The sequence below is a fragment of the Shewanella psychrotolerans genome (assembly GCF_019457595.1).
Taxonomy (GTDB): domain Bacteria; phylum Pseudomonadota; class Gammaproteobacteria; order Enterobacterales; family Shewanellaceae; genus Shewanella; species Shewanella psychrotolerans.
The window spans coordinates 3,343,326-3,363,763 of record NZ_CP080419.1; the positions used below are offsets into that span (position 1 = coordinate 3,343,326).

General features: G+C 42.9%; 20 protein-coding genes. 3 read left to right on the forward strand and 17 right to left on the reverse strand.

What is annotated here, in order from left to right:
* Positions 1-50: 50 nt before the first annotated feature.
* The 5 genes from lepA to rpoE form a co-directional block, all read right to left on the reverse strand.
* Positions 51-1,841 (reverse strand): translation elongation factor 4, encoded by a 1,791-nt coding sequence (lepA, locus tag K0I62_RS14805; RefSeq protein WP_220068839.1) that lies wholly within the window; start codon positions 1,839-1,841, stop codon positions 51-53.
* Between the two features lie 127 nt (positions 1,842-1,968).
* Entirely contained in the window at positions 1,969-2,427 is a 459-nt protein-coding gene (locus K0I62_RS14810; protein WP_220068840.1) for a SoxR reducing system RseC family protein, read from the reverse strand.
* Between the two features lie 7 nt (positions 2,428-2,434).
* Complete coding sequence (locus K0I62_RS14815; RefSeq protein ID WP_220068841.1) at positions 2,435-3,367, reverse strand: MucB/RseB C-terminal domain-containing protein; 933 nt, start codon at positions 3,365-3,367, stop codon at positions 2,435-2,437.
* A 66-nt stretch (positions 3,368-3,433) separates the two neighbouring features.
* Positions 3,434-4,039 (reverse strand): sigma-E factor negative regulatory protein, encoded by a 606-nt coding sequence (locus K0I62_RS14820; protein ID WP_220068842.1) that lies wholly within the window; start codon positions 4,037-4,039, stop codon positions 3,434-3,436.
* Positions 4,040-4,078: 39 nt separating this feature from the next.
* Entirely contained in the window at positions 4,079-4,657 is a 579-nt protein-coding gene (gene rpoE / locus K0I62_RS14825) for an RNA polymerase sigma factor RpoE (RefSeq protein WP_220061687.1), read from the reverse strand.
* Between the two features lie 200 nt (positions 4,658-4,857).
* On the opposite strand from rpoE, the gene nadB reads away from it, so the two are divergent.
* On the forward strand, positions 4,858-6,468 hold the full coding sequence (gene nadB, locus K0I62_RS14830) for an L-aspartate oxidase (RefSeq protein WP_220068843.1): 1,611 nt from the start codon (positions 4,858-4,860) through the stop codon (positions 6,466-6,468).
* A 7-nt stretch (positions 6,469-6,475) separates the two neighbouring features.
* On the opposite strand, the gene K0I62_RS19345 is transcribed toward nadB, so the two are convergent.
* The 9 genes from K0I62_RS19345 to rppH form a co-directional block, all read right to left on the reverse strand.
* Positions 6,476-6,934: a protein YgfX gene (locus K0I62_RS19345; RefSeq protein WP_350354792.1), complete on the reverse strand. Its 459-nt coding sequence runs from the start codon at positions 6,932-6,934 to the stop codon at positions 6,476-6,478.
* Positions 6,867-7,106, reverse strand: a complete 240-nt coding sequence (locus K0I62_RS14840; protein WP_220071407.1) for an FAD assembly factor SdhE — start codon at positions 7,104-7,106, stop codon at positions 6,867-6,869. The genes K0I62_RS19345 and K0I62_RS14840 overlap by 68 nt, the downstream gene beginning before the upstream one ends.
* A gap of 74 nt (positions 7,107-7,180) precedes the next feature.
* A complete protein-coding gene (gene nhaR, locus K0I62_RS14845) occupies positions 7,181-8,089 on the reverse strand; it encodes a transcriptional activator NhaR (protein ID WP_220068845.1) in 909 nt (302 codons plus the stop codon).
* A 34-nt stretch (positions 8,090-8,123) separates the two neighbouring features.
* Complete coding sequence (locus K0I62_RS14850; RefSeq protein WP_220068846.1) at positions 8,124-8,507, reverse strand: hypothetical protein; 384 nt, start codon at positions 8,505-8,507, stop codon at positions 8,124-8,126.
* A complete protein-coding gene (nhaA, locus tag K0I62_RS14855; RefSeq protein ID WP_220068847.1) occupies positions 8,504-9,679 on the reverse strand; it encodes a Na+/H+ antiporter NhaA in 1,176 nt (391 codons plus the stop codon). The genes K0I62_RS14850 and nhaA overlap by 4 nt, the downstream gene beginning before the upstream one ends.
* Positions 9,680-9,983: 304 nt before the next feature.
* The gene (locus tag K0I62_RS14860; protein ID WP_220068848.1) at positions 9,984-10,835 is read right to left on the reverse strand and encodes a thymidylate synthase; all 852 of its coding nucleotides are present in this window, start codon (positions 10,833-10,835) and stop codon (positions 9,984-9,986) included.
* A gap of 65 nt (positions 10,836-10,900) precedes the next feature.
* Positions 10,901-11,695 (reverse strand): sulfite exporter TauE/SafE family protein, encoded by a 795-nt coding sequence (locus K0I62_RS14865; protein WP_220068849.1) that lies wholly within the window; start codon positions 11,693-11,695, stop codon positions 10,901-10,903.
* A gap of 94 nt (positions 11,696-11,789) precedes the next feature.
* Positions 11,790-14,021 (reverse strand): phosphoenolpyruvate--protein phosphotransferase, encoded by a 2,232-nt coding sequence (gene ptsP / locus K0I62_RS14870; RefSeq protein WP_220068850.1) that lies wholly within the window; start codon positions 14,019-14,021, stop codon positions 11,790-11,792.
* Between the two features lie 44 nt (positions 14,022-14,065).
* Complete coding sequence (gene rppH / locus K0I62_RS14875; RefSeq protein WP_220068851.1) at positions 14,066-14,590, reverse strand: RNA pyrophosphohydrolase; 525 nt, start codon at positions 14,588-14,590, stop codon at positions 14,066-14,068.
* A 691-nt stretch (positions 14,591-15,281) separates the two neighbouring features.
* On the opposite strand from rppH, the gene mutH reads away from it, so the two are divergent.
* Entirely contained in the window at positions 15,282-15,962 is a 681-nt protein-coding gene (mutH, locus tag K0I62_RS14880) for a DNA mismatch repair endonuclease MutH (protein WP_220068852.1), read from the forward strand.
* A gap of 597 nt (positions 15,963-16,559) precedes the next feature.
* Positions 16,560-17,639, forward strand: coding sequence for an adenylate/guanylate cyclase domain-containing protein (locus tag K0I62_RS14885; protein WP_220068853.1), 1,080 nt, complete (start codon positions 16,560-16,562; stop codon positions 17,637-17,639).
* Between the two features lie 27 nt (positions 17,640-17,666).
* Here the strand turns inward: K0I62_RS14885 and oxyR are convergent, their stop codons facing one another.
* From oxyR to mnmL, 3 genes are all read right to left on the reverse strand, one after another.
* Positions 17,667-18,581: a hydrogen peroxide-inducible genes transcriptional activator OxyR gene (oxyR, locus tag K0I62_RS14890; RefSeq protein ID WP_220071408.1), complete on the reverse strand. Its 915-nt coding sequence runs from the start codon at positions 18,579-18,581 to the stop codon at positions 17,667-17,669.
* A 335-nt stretch (positions 18,582-18,916) separates the two neighbouring features.
* Positions 18,917-19,282 carry an Hpt domain-containing protein gene (locus K0I62_RS14895; RefSeq protein WP_220068854.1) on the reverse strand — a complete coding sequence of 122 codons (366 nt, stop codon included), beginning with the start codon at positions 19,280-19,282 and terminating at the stop codon, positions 18,917-18,919.
* 199 nt (positions 19,283-19,481) lie between these two features.
* Positions 19,482-20,393: a tRNA modification radical SAM protein MnmL/YtqA gene (mnmL, locus tag K0I62_RS14900; protein ID WP_220068855.1), complete on the reverse strand. Its 912-nt coding sequence runs from the start codon at positions 20,391-20,393 to the stop codon at positions 19,482-19,484.
* Positions 20,394-20,438 lie beyond the last annotated feature (45 nt).

Below are 20,438 nucleotides of genomic sequence, written 5' to 3' on the forward strand. Positions count from 1 at the left end.
CCGCGGCGCCTAATATCTATCACTATTAACAATTATTAACGAAATAGTGATTATTCGTTGAGCTTAAGTACCGCAAGGAAGGCTTCTTGTGGTACTTCCACATTACCAACCTGCTTCATGCGTTTCTTACCCTCTTTCTGCTTGTTAAGCAGTTTCTTCTTACGTGATACGTCGCCGCCGTAACATTTAGCCGTCACGTCTTTACGCAATGCCTTCACAGAAGAACGCGCAATAATTTGACTACCAATAGCAGCCTGAATCGCAATATCAAACATCTGTCTTGGAATAAGTTCTTTCATCTTATTCACAAGCGCTAAGCCCTGATAACGCACATTCGTTTTATGTAAAATCATAGCTAACGCATCAACACGATCACCATTAATTAACACATCTAAACGCACCATATCGGCAGGCTCAAAACGTTTAAAGTTATATTCCAGTGACGCATAACCACGACTGGTTGACTTCAAACGGTCAAAGAAATCCATGACCACTTCAGCCATCGGCATATCATAAGTGATCGCCACTTGATTGCCGTGATACACCATATTGGTTTGTACACCACGCTTTTCAACGCAAAGGGTGATCACATTACCTAAATACTCTTTGGGTACCAAAATGTTTGTCTCAACAATCGGCTCACGCATCTCTTCGATGTTATTCATCGCAGGAAGATCAGATGGATTATCAACGTAGATGGTTTCACCCTTCGTCGTTACCACCTCATAGACTACCGTTGGTGCAGTGGTGATCAAATCAAGGTTGTATTCACGCTCTAAACGCTCTTGAATGATCTCCATGTGCAATAGACCGAGATAACCAATACGGAAACCAAAGCCAAGTGCTGATGATGTTTCAGGTTCAAAGAACAAAGAGGCGTCATTGAGGCTTAACTTATTAAGCGCGTCACGGAAGTTTTCATAATCATCGGTCGAGATAGGGAATACACCAGCATAAACCTGAGGTTTAACCTTTTTAAAGCCTGGGAGCGGCTTTTCAGCGCCATTTTTTGCCAAGGTTAAAGTATCACCAACCGGTGCGCCGTGGATCTCTTTGATACCCGCGATAACAAACCCTACTTCACCGGTATTTAATGCACCAGTATCAGTTTGCTTTGGCGTGAATATACCTACGCGGTCAGCGGTATGGGTTTGCCCTGTAGACATCACCTTAAACTTATCGCCTTTTTTGAGCTTGCCGTTCTTGATACGCACTAACGATACAACGCCAAGATAGCTATCAAACCATGAGTCGATAATCAGTGCTTGCAGCGGCGCATCAGGATCGCCCTCTGGAGGAGGAATTTGGGCTACGATAGTTTCAAGAACATCGGTGATACCTAAACCCGTTTTAGCAGAGCAGCGAACCGCATCGGTGGCTTCAATACCCACGATATCTTCGATCTCTTCTGCTACACGCTCAGGGTCGGCTTGAGGAAGATCGATCTTGTTCAATACAGGAACAACATCAAGATCCATCTCTAATGCGGTATAACAGTTTGCTAAGGTCTGAGCCTCTACACCTTGGCCAGCATCCACGACTAGCAGAGCGCCCTCACATGCAGCGAGGGAGCGTGAAACCTCATAGGAAAAATCCACATGGCCAGGAGTATCAATAAAGTTAAGCTGGTAAGTTTCACCATCTTTGGCTTTATAATCGAGCGTTACACTCTGAGCCTTAATGGTAATACCACGCTCACGCTCAAGATCCATTGAATCCAATACTTGTGCCGCCATCTCACGGTTAGACAAGCCACCGCATTCTTGAATAAGACGGTCAGAAAGGGTTGATTTGCCATGATCAATATGGGCAATAATCGAAAAGTTTCTAATATGCTTCATTGTGCGAAATGACTAAACTCAAAGTTGAAAATTATCTAAAAGTGCCGAATTGTACCCGATCACCGACCTAATACCAATTGGAATCATAAAGAGAAAGCAAATATTAGCGTGTTGAGAACGAAATGGATTATACCAGACCACGACCAAGACGCGCGATGATAACTGGCTGACTATTTTGCTCTAGCACCTTAGCCCAACGTCGGCCAACACGCCACGCCGCTGTAGCTCCTAGCAGGGCGAACCCAATAGTTAATCCATCGCTCGCAGCAACATCGAGTAGCGGCATAAACAGCTGACCGAAAACCGCACCAATAAACAAACCAACTAAAGGTAATAAATAGACGATTGCAGCCGCTTTTAAAATCACGCTTTCAGGAAGACCAAGCTTAAGTAGTTCACCAGCTTTATACTGCTCATTTGAGGGCACAGAAAAACGCTGCACTTTAGGTGAGAAGGCTTTTGATACAGCAGAAGTGCCGCAAGACTCATTGTTGTCACAATGGTTGCAGGCATTTTTAACTTTTACCTCAACGGTTACCCAACCGTCATTGCCGCTGCGAATAACAGTGGCGACCTCTTCCATCATCTTGCTATCACTCTATTGTGAGACTCTTTGCTATCCGAATTAACGTTCCGACAGGGACTTTACCCACAGCAACAACTTCGGCATTACCCACACGTTCGCTCGCTAACGATAAACCATTACGAGTCATTAACTCTTCCGGCATTGCCGTCTCACCAGCGCGAGCAACATAAACAGAGATGTGAGTCATACCATCGCTTAGGGAAATATATTCAACAGCTTCGTGACTGCCAATTAATCTATGATTATCTCGAACCAAAATTTTAAAACCTTGTGGCAACCACTTAAATTGCCAATTATCGGCTTTTTCACGTTGGGGCTGTGGCATCACCTCAGGCCATTCTGCCTTGTATGCTTCGCGTAAAATCGATGGTGCATCGTCGAGCACTATAAGCTCAACCACCATTATCTGTTCTAGTAACTGCTTGTCTAAATTAAGCATGTCGTATCGCAGCGGTAAATATGTATCCATATCTAACCAAACTTGATACCCGTAACGATTTTCATCATTAGGGATAATGCGCACTAACTGCCCTGGACGACCCGCTAAGCGGCTACGACCACCGAGGACAAATTGATAACCCTCTTCTAGCACGCTGATATCACCAGCGAACGCTGGAGGCAATACACCTTGAATACGATCGGCTAAGACACTATAAGCGGGTTGATCATGCTCGATGAAAGTCACCTTAGAGCCTACTCTCACCGCATTTTTTGGGGGGCCATTTAAATGCTCTAAAAAAGCAACTTCTTGGTCTTCAACTTGACCATGAATGTATACGAGAGGTCGAATATGATCCGCTTGCAAATGGATCAAAGACATTTTGAATTCTTGAGTCTGCAAAGCTTGGCTCATATTATCTAACCAAGCTTTAGCTGACATATCTTCCCGTGCGGTCACGGGAAGTCCGAGGACTAACAGGGCCAACCAGATAAGACGCAAGCTAACTCCTTAAAAAAGACTGACCATCTGAATGATTATAACTGCAGTGACCAGTACCAATAGCTTTTAGTGATTAACCGGGATCGGTGTGGTATCGCTATTGTCGTCTATATTTGCACTATTATTCAATCTTTGTTGCAACATATGATCTTGAATATAAGTGTTTATACGGTGACGTTGCTCCATCACTCGCTCGTTAGTATAACTTTGGTTTTGTTGTACAGGGCCCGTTTGCAGACTCACAGGAGATGCACTACCAATCAAAGGCCGCGTATTAAGCACTGGCAATGGCGAGGCATCTTGCTCTGGAGACTGATTATAATTTTGCACACCGACAACAGCTACAAGCGCAACACTTGCTGCAATAGCGTATTGACCAAACTGCTTGAACATAGGGATAACACTGGCCAACTTACGTACCGGAGCGGCTTCTGTCGCTTCAACTCGCTTTGGTGCAATAATTGTAGGTTCATCTTCAAGAGCGGCAGCAATGTTGGCACAAAGATCGAGATCGACCATCTGTGGCAACTCACCGCGCATAGCATCGCCTATCATATGATAATCATGCCACTGTTGATGTGAATCCGTATCAGCCGCTAATTCAGCCAATACCTGCTCATCGACTTCACCATCGACGGCAGCGGATACCCATTCCTGACCTAATTTATCCATTTATCACCCATATAAAATTAATGTACTGAGATAAAACTTTCATCGTTCCAGCAAAGGCTGCAACTGCTTGTCGATGGCTTCACGGGCTCGGAAGATTCGAGATCTCACCGTACCAACGGGACATTCCATCACATTAGCTATCTCTTCATAACTCATCCCATCGAGTTCTCGTAACGAGATAGCCATTTTCAATTCTTCTGGCAACGTATCTAACGTATCAAACACCACTTTGCGAATCTCTTCCGATAACATTAAGCGCTCTGGAGAGGCAAACTCTTTAAGCGCATCGCTACCATCGTAGTATTCGGCCTCTTCGGCATCGACATCGTTTGCAGGTGTTCTCCTGCCTTGTGCCACTAAATGATTTTTCGCAGTATTAACTGCGATACGGTACAACCAAGTGTAAAAAGCACTTTCACCTCGAAAATTTGGCAATGCGCGATAGGCTTTAATAAATGCCTCTTGAGCAACATCTGCCACATCGGCCTGATTACGCACATAACGTGCAATCAGGTTAATGACTTTACTCTGGTACTTTTGTACCAGCAGGTTAAAAGCGTTTTTATCTCCTTGCTGAACTCGTTCAACTAACTGTTGATCGCTTATTTGTCCACTCATCCGAGCCGACTACTCCTAAATCTAAAATGCTGATTTCTCAGTCGCTCGAATCATATTCACATATGTAGACTAGCCTATACCGAAAAAGTTCTAAAAAAATTTGCGAAATATGAATTTATTTTCTAAGGCCTTGCCTGTATCCATAATTTCAGTCTTGGTTTACCATAGACGATACTCGCATAACTTACCCATGATACCCGATGAAACAAGTAGTTGAACACCAATCTGACGTTTTGGTTATCGGTAGCGGTGCTGCAGGTCTAACTTTAGCATTGCATCTGGCTGAAAAAACGAAAGTTATCTTACTCTCCAAAGGCCCCCTTAGCGAAGGGTCAACCTATTATGCTCAAGGTGGTATCGCATCCGTCTTCGATGAAGAGGATACCATTGAATCCCATGTCGCCGATACGCTCGTGGCTGGCGCGGGGCTATGTGATGAGCAGGTTGTCACATTTACCGCTGAAAATGCTAAGAGCGCAATGGAGTGGCTAATACACTGTGGTGTTGCCTTTGATAAAGAGGAAACGACTGATGGTGATATAAGCAATGCCCCTTATCATCTAACGCGTGAAGGTGGTCACAGCCATAGACGTATTTTGCATGCAGCCGACGCAACGGGTAAAGAAGTACAAGTCACCCTGCAAGAACGCGCACTTAACCATCCAAATATTCAAGTGCTCGAACGCTATAACGCTATCGATCTTATTACCACTCGTAAGTTAAATCGCCCAGGTAATCGCGTCCTTGGTGCCTATGTATGGAATCGCAATGAAGAGCATGTAGAAACCGTAAAAGCACGCTTTGTCGCTCTAGCAACTGGCGGTTCATCTAAGGTTTATCAATATACCTCAAACCCAGATATTGCATCGGGAGACGGTATCGCCATGGCTTGGCGTTCAGGTTGTCGTGTGGCGAATATGGAATTTAACCAGTTCCACCCCACTTGTTTATATCATGCCGATGCGCGTAACTTCCTATTGACCGAAGCATTAAGAGGTGAAGGCGCTTATTTACGTCGCCCAGATGGCAGCCGTTTTATGCCAGACTTTGATGAACGCGGAGAACTCGCGCCCCGCGACATCGTTGCTCGCGCAATAGATTATGAGATGAAGCGTCTCGGTTCTGATTGCGTTTATCTCGATATTACCCACAAGCCAGCCGACTTTGTGATTAAACATTTCCCAACCATCTATAAACGTTGTTTAGAGTTAGGGATAGATATTACTAAAGACCCGATCCCTGTCGTGCCAGCGGCACATTACACCTGTGGCGGAGTGATGACAGATCTGCATGGTCAAACCGATCTCAACGGCCTCTATGCCATAGGTGAAGTAGCCTATACAGGCCTTCATGGTGCTAACCGACTAGCAAGTAACTCATTGTTAGAATGTTTGGTATTTGCAAGAGCTGCTGGTGAAGATATCGAGAGCCAACTGGCAAAAATCCCCATGCCTAACGACTTGCCCGCTTGGGATGAAAGCCAAGTATCAAACTCTGATGAAGAGGTTGTTATTGCACATAACTGGCACGAACTGAGACTCTTTATGTGGGATTATGTTGGCATTGTGCGCTCAGATAAACGTCTTGAGCGCGCAATGAGGCGTTGTGCCATGCTGCAACAAGAGATCCAAGAGTACTATAGTAATTTCAAAGTCAGTAATAACTTACTCGAGTTAAGAAACTTAGTGCAGGTAGCCGAACTGATTATACGTTGCGCGATGGAACGCAAAGAGAGTCGCGGCTTGCATTACAACATCGACCACCCCAATAAAAGTAATAATCCGTTACCAACCATACTGCTACCAGACTAATATTCTACTAGCCAAAGCGCAGCAAAAGACGACACAAGTGACGATAACTTGTGTCGTCTAACATGTCTCGCCAAACGACGATGAGATGCTTTTCTTGCTCCACAGTCATTTGAAATAACACCACAAAGGGACTAATCCACAGACGTTTTAATCGATAGCTTTTCTCATTATCCATGAAAGCAGCATTGCCTGACTCATCGAGCCAAAAATTTAAGCGCCAGTGTATTAAACTGAACCATTGATAGATAAAAAAACAGCATACTAAAGTGATAACAAACCACTTAATAAATACAAACCATAGTGGGAAAACTGGCGGCCAGGCTAAGAAGGAACTTAGACATACAGCCGCAAAGACGACCAACGATAATCGCTGTTCAAAAGAAGCACAAAGATAAAAATTATGGCGCAGGGCGACCACGAACTTGAATAACCATCTTAGCCAGCTCAGGATCTGGGCACTCTTCATGGCCCATAAACCAGGCAAACAATTCAGGATCTTCACACTCTAACAAACGAACAAATATCGCCTTATCTTGATTTGAGAGTGACTCATATTGCGCCTCGACAAAGGGTTGAAACAATACATCAAGCTCTAACATACCGCGGCGGCATGCCCACCTTACTCTAGCTATCTTCATTGGTTCAGACACACAACTTCTCCCTTATTGATTGTTGGCGCTAGTGTACCAGCAACATCATGTGCTTACATCTTTTATAGCAACTGAACTTGCAGATCTTTGCCTTCAAAAAGATCGGTAAAATCCGTATCCAATAGTCGTTTAACGGCAGGATGCTGGATCATCCGTTCGGCAAACATCACATGATATACCTCGGTAATATCGGTGGTTTCACCAAGTAGATGCATACCATGAGCTAAAATATCTTGTTTATAAATCGATGGGGCCACAAATATCCCTTGTTTAAAATAACCAAAGGCTTTCATCATCGCCGCATCATCAAATTCACCCAATATTGTGATATCCAAACCATTTTCATCAAACCAATGATGTAATTGTTGACCAAGTGAAGTTCGCTTACCTGGGATCAACAACTTGCCTTGCTCAAGGCAAGCGGGAAACGGTTGACTGTAGAGCTCTGAAGAGAAAAAACCCACCCCACATTCACCTAACTTTTTAGACAAAATTTCAGGATACTTTAACGACTCCCCCGCACAATCAGACAAGATCATGTCGAGTTTATGGGCTCGCAAACGCTCCATCAAACTCTCATGAGTCGCCTCATAACAGGCCAGTTGCATAGTGCCGTCACTCGGCACAACCGTAAGCAGAACTCGACTTGCTAGCGCCTTAGAGAGCGCATCAGCGATACCGACTTCGAAAAGAATATTATTATCTTTCTGATAATTGAGAATATCGAGCATCTCATAGCTAAGGCTAAACATCTTATCAGCGTAGCGAAACACCAACTCGCCTAGCTCTGTAGGCTCTAAAGAACGCCCAACACGTTTAAATAAACTGCCTTTTAAACGCTGCTCCAACACTCGGATTTGACCCGTTACAGTTTGAGGTGTAAGGCAAAGGGTCTCTGCCGCTTTCGCTACAGAGCCCTTTTTGTGCACCATCCAAAAGTAATACAGATGATTATAATTAAGATGCGACATCAATACGTTATCTAACCTATGCTCAACGACATTCTTATTTCAATCGCTGACAGTCCATTAAACTATATACAACACTGGCTAGTTCATCGGCAGTATTGATAGTTCCAGCAGTAAAAGCCTCTTCCAATCCGAGTACTAAATCGTCACGATCTGGGATTCGGCTCTCACAATAGGTTCTATTAGCCTGCTGAAAACGTTTACCACTGCGATATTTTAGCGCTCGAGACTCATAATCATTAGACTCGACACGTTGACCCACAGCATTAGGCTTATACATCAAAGCACCGTCAACAACACCTTCGAGATAATGCACGCAAGCTACGCTTTCTACATCTTGATTACAGGCCGCTAATTGAGACGCCGATGCACTCGTAACCACACCAAACGTAAACATTAGGATTATTAATGATCTCTTCATGCTTTTTCTCCTTTTTCTGGAAGCACTTTTGACAACCAGAAGTAACCAATTAATGCAGACATTATCGAACCAGTCAAAATACCGAGGCGCGCAACGTCACCATACATATCCCCTTCCCCCACAAACGCTAGAGAAGAAATGAACATCGACATAGTGAAACCGATACCACACATTACAGCGACTGGAGCAATATGACGCCACCCCATCCCGTCAGGTAAAACGGCAAGTTTTAATTTAACAGCAATAAAGCTAAACAACAGCACCCCAAGCGGTTTACCTAACAACAAGCCTAATGCGATACCCACAGGCACTGGAGAGACTAAATCAACAATACTCATACCTGAAAGGTCAACGCCGGCGTTTGCAAAGGCAAAAATAGGCAGAATAATAAAAGTACTCCATGGGTGTAGACTGTGCTCGAGGCTTTCTGATGGCGAACTTCCATCTTTCGCTCGTAATGGAATACAAAAAGCAATAATAACCCCTGCAAGTGTGGCGTGAACCCCAGACTTAAGCACCGCGATCCACAGAATAAGTCCGACTACAGCATATGGCCCTAATGCTGTAATGCCTTTACGATTTAGTGCTATCAAACAAACTATCGCAACGGCAGCAACGACTAAACTGATAGTTGATAGATCTGTACTGTAGAACATCGCAATAATCACCACGACACCCAAATCATCAATAATCGCAAGCGCTAACAAAAACACTTTCAGCGCAACAGGAACACGATTCCCCAGCAGCGCCATAATCCCGAGCGCAAACGCTATATCCGTCGCAGCAGGGATCGCCCAACCGTTTTGAGTTACAGGATCTGAATAGTTGAAAATCAAATAGATAGCGGCAGGAAATAACATTCCGCCTATCGCAGCAAAAGTAGGCAAGGACGCCTGCTCACGACTCGATAATGCCCCCTCAAGTAACTCTCGCTTTACCTCTAAACCGATTAGCATGAAAAACAATGCCATTAGACCATCATTAATCCAGTGAATAAGGGTCTTATCAATATCTAAAACACCAACACGAATCTGCATCTCTGTATGCAAAAAACCTTGGTAAATATCCGATAATGGAGAGTTAGCCATAATCATAGCTAATAATACCGCCCCCATTAACAGAATCCCACCTGCCGACTCTTGGCTTAGAAAGTTTCTAATTGCCCGTTCCATATATAACTCCATTAACACTTAATGTATTGAGTCTAGCTCATTGCTATCTTACTGAATAATCGTTTGCCTCTGCTTTAAACATCGAAATTTCCGATGTATCGAGTGTAGACAGCAAAAGATAACTAATCAACAGTTATGCAATAATCTACTGAGAAATAGGATTAAAGACAGGTATGTTAGGTGGTTCACAAATGAGAATGGATGTTTAAAAGCGTTTTTATGCGCACATAATAAATAAAGTGCTAAATCCCACATGGGAACTTAGCACTTTAACCTCAGTATTTCCTCGTAATTGTCTTTATCGTTAGACCGAGAAAGGATATTTTATCGCATCATGATGCTGATAACCTGTCACTTCGAAATCGTCCATTGTCACCCAAGTTTCAATATCATTTAACGACTTAATATCAGGATTGATATGCAACTGTGGAGAAGGGAAAGGTTCCCGTTTCAGTTGTACTTCTTGCATCAATTCAAGCTGATCTTCGTAAATATGCGCATTAACAATTTTATGATAAGCCGCTCCCGCCTTCTTACCTGTAATTTGGGCAATAAGTGCTAATAAAGCATAGACTTGCACTTGATTAAAGTTCAGACCTAGCGGGACATCACATGAGCGCTGAAAGCTATTTAAATAGAGAGTATCTCCCAACAAGGAGAAATTATGAGTATGCATACAAGGACGCAAACAGCCCATATGAAACTCACCAGGATTATAGAAACTTAAGATCTCACCACGATCATCGATTCCTTTAGAGAGGTTATCAACAATCTTCTTTAATTGATCTACGCAGCCCCCATCTGGTTTACTCCAAGCTCGTCCTTGAACCCCATAAACCCGTCCCATATCGTCGACACCTTTACGGTGAGGATTATTAAGCCAGGCTTGATTTTCATTTGCATTGGCATCCCATGTTTTTGCGCCCAGTTGGCGAAAATCGGCTGCATTATCATAACCGCGCAAATAACCGAGTAACTCTGCTATCGCACCTTTCCAGAAACTCTTACGAGTAGTAATGAGCGGAAACTCATTTTTATCAACACGATATACCAAATCTGCATTGATTACGGTTAGGCAACGCTTACCTGTTCGTTCATTCTCTACCCAAACACCGTCATCAATGATCCGGTTACAAAGTTGCAAATACTGTTTCATGATTTCCTACTCAGTTATCGCGATTAGTCGATAGCTTGCTAAAAAGTGAGCAAACAAAAAATTAGTTAGGTTAATGCTAACTTTAGGCCTGTAAAGATAAGCATTACCGCAAATATTTTCTTTAATATTGGTGTTGGCCAGACACTCGCCGCTTTTGCTCCAACAGGCGCCATAAAAATAGAGGTAGAGACAATACCGACAAGTGCTGGAAGGTAAATATAACCCAACATATAATCAGGAAGCCCTTCAGCCCCTAGACCAGAAACGATGTAGCTAATACTGCCAAATAGCGCAATCATAAAGCCTGTGACCGACGAAAAACCGATGGCATGGCGCATCTGCACACCACTCCAGCACAGAAATGGCACCAATAGAACGCCACCACCAATCCCCATCAGCGCAGCGACAATCGCAATCACTAATGCAGCAAGAAAAAGATAACTGGGTTTAGGTAGCTGGCGTTCTACCTCTGGCGCTTTAAAGGGAAAAACCATCTGAATCGCCATAATGATAACGAAGATGGCAAAAGCTTGTTTCAGCATAGCGGCCGAAAAAAGTGATGAGATAAAACCTGCAGATAATGCCCCTAAGACAAAACCGGGTAACATCACTTTTAACAAAGGCCAGGGAACATTGCCCCGAGCATGATGGGCTTTAGCGGAAGATAAAGAGGTCAAAATAATTGCAGCTAACGACGTCGCTATGGCCACATGGGTTAAATGTTCAGGTACCACACCCGCCTTGGGTAACAAAAACAACAGAACAGGAACTGCGATAAGACCGCCACCGATCCCAAGCAAACCAGCCATAAAACCGATAAATGCGCCAAGGGCAACACAACTTAAAAATATGGTTAACATTCAGTCTCGATTGCTTAGATTATTCAAGCGCTCTAGCTTAAATGAAATCTCATCGGATTGAAATTACCTTAATTCGATTCACTCTCCGTAAGCTTTATAAAAACTCTTCCAATTCATTATCTCTCAAATATTGAGCCACTAAACGCCTCACTTCACCGCCACTCGATAAAGAGAGCGCCCTTTCTAATAGCTCACTTAAATCGGCATAAGAGACTCGCCTGATCAAATAATTGATCTTTGCGAGGCTGCCTTGGTTCATACTCAATTGATCAAATCCCATAGCGACCAATAAAATGACACCTATGGGCTCACCAGCTAATTCGCCACAAACGCTAATAGAGAGTTGATACTGACTACACTCCATATGTGCTCGTTTTAGCGCCCGTAATATCCCAGGGTGATAACAATCATAAAGCGTGCTAACCCGTGGATTATTGCGGTCAACAGCAAGTAAGTATTGGGTTAAGTCATTCGAACCTACTGAGATAAAATCGACTCGCCTACTCACCTCTTCAAGCTGAAATAGCAAAGCTGGCACTTCTAACATTATACCGATTTTGGGTCTAACTAAATGCGGATGAACATCCTGTTTAACCTCAAGATACGCTTGCTCTAGATATGCAATGGCTTGATCTATCTCATCGAGGCAACTGACCATAGGTAACAAGATATGTAACTGCTCACTATCACTAGCAGCATTTAACATCGCGCGTAGCTGCACCAAAAACAGTTCGGGATGATCTAAGGTCAACCGAATACCTCGCCAACCTAAAAAGGGGTTGTCTTCAATAATGGGCAGATAAGATAAGGGTTTATCACCACCAACATCTAAAGTACGCATCACCACAGGTTTATTCCCAGCCGCTTGTATTACTTGGCGATAGATCTCAACCTGCTCCGCTTCACTGGGAAAGCGTGTTTGTAACATAAACGGGATTTCGGTGCGGTACAAACCAATGCCATCAGCGCCTTCTGCGATTTCCGAAGCTAAGCTGCTGAGCAAGCCTGCATTTAAATAGAGATGAATTCGTTTATCATCTAAAGTGTAAGCCGATAAGGATAACTCTTTCGAATAACGCTTTTGCAGTGCCTTCTCTGCCGAAATATGACTGCGATACTCTTTAATGAGTGTGGGAGTTGGTGATACTAACACCTGACCACGAGTCGCATTTAGAATAAGCTGTTTACCATCGATTCCAGCATTAAGGATCCCTTCAACCCCAATGACAGCGGGCACACCAAAAGCTCTAGCTAAAATAGCGGCATGAGAGTTAACACCACCAAGCTCAGTGACAATACCAACCAGTTTATGCTGCGGAAACTCTGCAAGCATAGTGGCCGTCGCTTCCTTGGTTACTAAGATAACTGGAGCGTCGAACTCAATATGCATCTTCTGCGGTTCAATTAACTCTCGAAGCACTCGCTGCCCTAAATCTCTGATATCTGTCGCGCGCTCTTGCAGATAGGGATCTTGCATTTGTAAAAACTGATCGATATACCGTAGCGAAACTCGGCTAACGGCAGAAATAGCACTCCAACCCAATTGGATTTCGCGTACATATTCCCCACCCAAGCTGCTATCATCGAGTAGTAAAAGTAATGCCGAGAAAATGGATTGCACCTCTTTTTCGTTTTCACCATCGAAACGTTGAGACAGTGCACTTAAGGTATTCCGACAAACATCCAGCGCATACCTAAGCTGAACGAGCTCCTCTTCGATATCCGTTGCCAAAGAATCTGCCTGTTCTAATGAAATATCACCACCAATGACCATGGCATGGGCTATCACGACTCCATTCGCCGCCGATGTACCGCTGTAATAACATTGATCAGGTAAAGACTTTACTTCAGCTTTCTTACGCTGCTCACGAACGGCCACCGCTAATTGGGCAGCCAAGGTCATTAAGAATGCCTCTTCGGCCTCACTAAACTGACGCTCATCTGCCTGCTGGACGACCAACACACCGAGAATAAGTTTTTGATAAATGATGGGGACAGCGAGAAAAGCGCGAAAATCTTCTTCAGCAACTTCGGTAAATAGTTTAAACCTGGGATGGAGCGGCGCATCTGCGAGGTTAATAGGTTCTTCACGTTCAGCGACTAAACCAACAAGCCCCTGCGTTAACGGCATTTTAACCTGGCCAACGGCACTAGGGTCGAGGCCATCGGTTGCAGATAAAACCAGCTGTTGCTCTTCTAATATATAGATAGAGCAACATTGGGTAGCCATAGCAGACTTGGTTTGGGTAACCAATAAGCTTAAAGCAGATTGAAGATCGTCAGCAGCAGCAACGGCCTGAGTGATATCCCTAAGCGTTTTTAGCACAGCTTAAATCTCCTTATCTATCGATCATCTATTTATCTAACTACCTACCTACGACGACCTCTTCTTCTGCCACTGTGGCTAGATTCTTGAGCTTGATATGGCAATGCCGTTGGTGCGAACTCTTTCATTACTTTTCGGTAAACATCTCGCTTAAAAGAAACGACTTGCCTTACCGGATACCAATAACTTACCCAGCGCCAATCATCAAACTCAGGATGACCACTGGCACTGAGATCGACAGCAGACTCTTGGCTCTTCAATAATAATAGAAACCACTTCTGCTTTTGGCCTATACATAAAGGTTTACTGTCTTGTCTAATTAACCGTTTCGGTAATCTATAACGCAACCAGGAACGAGTCGAAGTTAAAATCTGAACGTGTTCAGGTCTTAATCCGACCTCTTCATACAACTCCCGATACATGGCTTGCTCGGCTGTTTCGCCATCATCAACGCCACCTTGTGGAAATTGCCAGGAATGTTGGCCAAATCTTCTAGCCCACATAACCTGCCCAAAGCGATTACAGATAATGATGCCAACATTTGCACGAAAGCCGTCACTATCAATCACATGGACTCCAAATTGAAAAATTTTAATGGATCGATTGTTTCACAAAGCGGCACACTGAGCAATTACCTCTTAGCAGATATTATTTGGATAAAAAACAAAAATAATCGTATTTATCAACAGTCACCCCGGTTTCATCCGTAGGATATCCACAAAATCTGTGGATATCTCTGTTTGAAACTCTGTTAAAAATGTCATTTTGATAGAATAAGTTAAAAAAAAGCTTAGCTTCAACACCGCAAGGAAAAACAATAAGCACCTGAATTTAAAGCAATTACACAATTAATTAATTGATAAAAACAGTAACACACAAATAAGTGGGTAAATTTCAACCAGCACTGAGGGTTGTTGGAACTTCATCTTATTACAACCTAGGTTATTCACAGGTAAAACCATTTGGCAACCCATTTTGGTAAATTTATGCAACTATTTACGCGTAACAGTAATCATAAATCCCATGATTAAAAAATATGATCTCACTTATCCAAGATTTCTGTGGATAACCATGTTGGAAACGCTGGGGAAATAAAAGAGTAACTTATAAATGGCGACACCGAAGAAAAACCACCTGGCACCAATCAATATATAAAACAACACCTTAGATTCGAGTGTTAACATCCAACCTTGTGTAACCTTATGGTGGGTGATTTTTAAACACATTTGATTAACGCTGTAACTTGAGTAAAATCGGCAGATGATCACTACTCCTAATCCACCTAAATCTGTCGATGAACTGATGCAACGAGCCCAAGATATGGCTGGACTTACCCTGGGCCAATTAGCACAGTTACACAATATAAGAGTGCCCAATAACCTTAAACGAGACAAAGGTTGGGTCGGTCAACTCATCGAACATGAATTGGGCGCCCTTGCAGGCTCAAAGCCAGAACAAGACTTCTTGCATTTAGGGGTTGAACTAAAAACGATCCCCATTGATAGCCAGTGGAAACCGATAGAAACCACTTATGTTACCGTCGCTCCATTAGTTAACATTCAAGGACTGACATGGGAGCAAAGTCTGGTATATCACAAGCTACAACGCGTCTTATGGATCCCTGTAGAGGGAATGCGTGACAAACCGATAAAAGATCGCCAAATTGGTATGCCAATTCTTTGGACCCCCTCTGAACAAGAGTTAGCCATGATCCGCCAAGACTGGGAGGAATTAATGGAACTGATAGCTCTAGGTAAAGTTGAACAAATTACCGCTCGCCATGGTGAAGTGTTACAACTACGTCCCAAAGGAGCCAACAGCCGTTCACTGACTCAAAGTATTGCAGCTGATGGTGGAATAAAACAGACCAATCCTAGAGGCTTTTATCTAAAGATCCCATTTACTCAGCAGATCCTTAATAATTACTTAGCAGGTATTTAATGCCAAACAGGGTTAAATACCAATCAGTATAAGAAAGTGAGCTACTCAGGGTGTTTTTTGGCAACTCATTCAAGGTGAATGGATGATGGAATGGTTATCTAACAGTCAGATGTTGTGAATGCCTTTAATGCACGGTGATATTGATATAGGAGGCAGGGCGCTGCTACCAAAGAGCAATTAAAGGCCTTGCCTCATAAACGCTAACCTTAGTGCTGAATCGTCGCGGAGCGATCACATCTTTAAACTAGCTGGTATAAGGGAATATGATCAAACCAATAGATAGCGCAAAATATGCTGTTTTAGACAAAGCGTAGTTAATTGAAGCAGGCATGAGATTGGTCAGTTTATATCGATAGCCACGCCACTAGTTTAGCGACCTCTGCAACAGCAATACCTAATACAAAGCCTGCGATAACAAGATAAAAAGCGTAGTTAAAGCCGCAACTTATATCGAGCATAAATAAAAAGCGTCTATTTTTTGACGCATCTGAACATCATTTGACTTAGATCACAAATTTCACTGGAAATAGTAGGGGTGTTTTCTATACACTAGCGCATCCTGAAGCATCAGCAACATATTAGGATTTATTCGTTACAGTGAAAGCGCGCAGACAAGCAAAAAAACTCCTTTTTGCCATATTCGCTTGGGCTATTGCCATGGCGGCATTTGTGTTTTTCCGATATGCGCAGACGACTGAATTACCTCAATGGGCTGTAGGCAAGGCAGATCTTGCAACACTTGCTATCTATATGGGAATTATCTTTGGCAGTCTGCACTGGATGTCTAATATCATTGCCGATTTTAGTGCTATCAATCGATTACCTTATCTATTTTCCGTCATATTTAAAGGCCTTTTCCTTCTCTTGGGCGCAACAACAATCGCCTATATGACCCAGTTTTTAAATATGTGGGCAATCGAAAACCACATGACAACGCTACGGCAGATGCTAACGGCGCATATTCTCTACAGTCCTGCATTTCAGGCATTGATTATTTATTTGGTTGTTGTTCGGGTTGGTCTAGCCTTCATTGAGCAGATGGCGCTGTTAGTTGGACCGAAAGTATTACTGAATATTGGGTTGGGAAAATACCATCGCCCTCGATATGAGCAACGTCTTTTTCTTTATCTGGATATGGTGGCATCAACCACACATGCTGAATCCTTAGGAGATTACCGTTTTAGTCGCCTGATCCAAGATTGCTTTAGCCTACTATCAGATACCATTGTCAATAATGATGCTGAGATATATCGCTATATGGGTGATGCCGTATTAATCTACTGGCCACTAGAAGATGGCATTGTTCATGACCGCAGCTTCAATATCTATTACGACTTTAGCCAACAACTGAATTGGCAACGAAAATATTTTGAAGAACAATATGGATTTGTCCCCAAATTCAAAGCTGCTGCACATTGTGGACAAGTGGTAGCAGCTGTTGTTGGCGTACAAAAACAAGAGATAAGCTTCTTTAGTGACGTATTAAACACATTGGCTCGTCTGCAAGATCAATGCAATCCTTTAGGTCAAAGAATGCTGATCTCAGGATCGCTACACTCTCAACTTGATACCAGCGACAGTAACTATGAATTTAGCAACCTAGGACCAATAAAACTAAAAGGAAAGCAGCATTCTATCGACGTTTTTGGTGTCGCCCCTAGAGGTTCTGCTAGCTAATATTAAGTATAAGGTCCAGATGCGGCTTTATGACTTAACGGGTAATTCCAGCAGTGTTTCAATCGCCTTGCCTAAGGTTCTAAAAGTCATAATTCGACTGGATGTTTGACGCCATACTAAACCGATATCGCGGTAGGGAGCTTCCCCTGGAGGCATCATTACGGTTAAATCGGTATCGTTAAGTATTCCTGCATCAATCGCCATCTGTGGCAAAAATGTCGTACCCAACTTGCTATTAACCATCTGTACTAAGGTATGTAAACTCGTTGCAGCGAATGGATTGATCTTGTCACTATCACCGAGTCGGCAAGCACTGATAGCATGACCAGTAATGCAATGTTCAGACTGCAGCAAAAAAATACTCTCATCGGGTAACGCTTTATAATCCACAGGCTGAGTCACATCAGATGACAACTCCTTATGCATTATCAATTTAAAAGGATCGATTCCCACCTTCATACTATGGTAACCACTTGTATCGGCAGGTAACGCGAGCAATAACAGATCCAACTCACCCTTACCTAACGCATCGAGCAATCGCTCCGTCGTATCTTCCTTGAGAAACAGCGTTAAATTGGGATAACTCGATTGGCAATGCTTTACCACACGGCTAAGTAAAAATGGCGCTATAGTCGGAATACAACCAAGACGGATATCACCGGTCATCGGTTCGCCCTGATGTTTAACTAACTCAACCAGATCATCAACATCGGTCAGTAATTTTCGAGACCGTAATACGACCTCTTCGCCTATGGCGGTAAAGATAAATGACTTATGATCTCGCTCTATTAACTGATGGCCTAGTTGTTCCTCTAAATTTTGAATGCCACTCGATAGCGTCGACTGGCTCACGTGACATAGTTTGGCAGCGCGATTAAAATTCTGCTCTTGATAGAGATTAACCAAATAATAGAGGTTTTTTAAACTCGGTAGATGCTTCATAAAATCGATTACCAACTTGTTTTTATATTCAAATATCCTATCTAACTTTAGCATAGTCGGTGACATAAAAACCCTTTTACACAGTTCGAAATGTGAGCGGTCGCGCAAAAAACAATAAATATCTAATAGTGTTAGATTTTCATCACATCTGCATAAGTAAAGTTCGATTTAGAAACCTGTTATACCAATGAGTATAACGACGTGATCGCTTAGCAAGGATTTAGCACTAAAGGTTAGGCCCTTCAAAATTTTCAATTCGAGGTGTTGATTTGATATTTGTAAGCATAAAAAAGCCCTCGATGATCACTCATCGAGGGCTTTTTTACGAATCAAATTTATACTTTTGATTCTAAATATTGTTTTAGCTCAGCTAAGTCTTTACTTGCATTATCTACGATAGCTTGCAACCAAATTTCATGTCCCTCTGCCCACTCGGGATTTTCGCCATGTTGGAGCAATTGAGCGAACTGTTGAATACGCTTTAAACCTACCGATCCCGCTGCGCCCTTAAACTTATGAGCTTCAGAACATAAGGTATCTTTGTCTTGAGCCTCATTAGCATTGACCAGATTGCCGACATACTCAGGCATAAGCTGCTCAAATAAGACGACACTTTTCAGCAAAGTGCCTGCACCAATCGCACTGCAGTACTGCTCAAGTGTGTTAAGATCCAATATTGATTCTAACTCAGCTGTTGCCATATTAAGGCACCCCTCGAAATAATGCTTACTATATGTGAGAACTAAATTTATCCCATAATACCCTCTATAATTGCAGGTGCAACTAATTGAAGCATATGAAGGTAAAATTCGTTATTTTTTAACAGTGTATTAACTTTATTGCAATTTTATTGCGTAAAAATTCACTTTACCCATCATCAGTCAGCATTCGGTAAACATACTAGCCGACGATATAATGACCTTGCCCACCTGACTTTTCTAAATTATTAACGATAGCCACTAAACCATCCCAACGAAAAGCACACCAATCAGGCGCCAGTAATATTGGCTTCTTAGCATAGGCTGTAACACGATGAAAAATAATATCTTTAGGTGTATAGCGTATTAATTCCGAAACACTAAAAGCATAATCAGATAATGACAACAGCTCTAATCTTCCAGCACGCCAAGCCTTAGCCATAGTGCTCCCTTCGACCACATGTAACGGATGTAATTTCAACCCATCCACTCCAGCGTCGATTACAGCCTTGTGAGTGGCTAAATAGTCATCATGTGTTTCACCAGGTAAGCCCAATATCAGATGCGTACACACTTTTATTCCGGCCTGCCGTGCTCGATTAACGGTATCTAAATAAACGTCAAAATCGTGACCACGATTAATTCGCTTTAGTGTTGCAGGATTGGCACTTTGAAGCCCAAGTTCGAGCCATACTTCGATACCGCGTTTTTGGTAACTAGCAAGCAATTCGATCACCTGATCTGGAACACAATCTGGACGAGTGCCCACACACAGACCCACGATATCAGTATCGATTATTGCCTCGTCATACTTTTGCTTTAGCACACAATACTCATCGTAAGTGCTGGTATAAGCCTGAAAGTAAGCGATGAACTTTGAGCTCTTACCTTTAGCGCGTTCACGCCCTTTTGCCAATTGCTCGGCAATTGAATCTATCGTTCCATGCTCATGGCTAAAAGATTCAACATTGCAAAAAGTACAACCACCTAATCCCAATGTCCCATCTCTATTAGGACAGGTAAACTTTGCATCTATGGTCAATTTTTTAAGGCGTTCGCCATACTTTAGCTTGCACTGCAGGCCAAAAGTATTGACATGACTATCCAATCCCACGCTGTTTTCTCTCTAAATTTACAGGCGCTGATTTTACTCATTCTA